This is a genomic window from Streptomyces sp. 8L (genome assembly GCF_020176795.1).
In the GTDB taxonomy this organism is placed as follows: domain Bacteria; phylum Actinomycetota; class Actinomycetes; order Streptomycetales; family Streptomycetaceae; genus Streptomyces.
The window spans coordinates 1-401 of sequence record NZ_JAIUKE010000976.1 but is presented as its reverse complement, the minus strand read 5'-3'; the positions used below and the strand labels follow the sequence as shown (position 1 = coordinate 401).

The following is a 401-nucleotide window of genomic DNA, read 5'->3' as shown; positions in this document are numbered from 1 at the left end:
GCAGGCTTCACCCTGCTCCGCCACCGCATCCTCCTCGGATGACAGCACCCTCCGTCACCACCGAAAGTGAGACAGGGCCAAACGAGCGGTGTAACTCCAGATCATGGGGGATGCATCGATGACCAGTGAGAACGTGGCTGAGCCTGAGGCCGTTGAGCCTTCGGAGAGGGGGTGTCGGCGAAGGCCGTGGACGACCAGTTGATCGACGAGCTGGTGGGTCGTGCCCAGGCCGAGGGCCTGCAGCCAGCCGGCGAGGGTGGGCTGCTGCAGCAGCTGACCAAGACGGTTCTGGAGTCTGTCCTGGAAGGCGAGATCACCGACCACTGAAGCTTCCCCTTGATCGTGGACACCTGGAGACTGGGACTCGAGGTTCCAGAGGAAGTAGCGCCAGGTGGGAAGCA

The 401-nt window shown here is 63.3% G+C and carries 1 pseudogene; it reads left to right on the top strand.

Features of this window, described 5'->3' with window-relative positions:
* Nucleotides 1–118 precede the first annotated feature (118 nt).
* Nucleotides 119–324: pseudogene (locus LCE31_RS40170) on the top strand (IS256 family transposase); the annotation flags it as partial.
* Between the last annotated feature and the right edge of the window lie 77 nt (nt 325–401).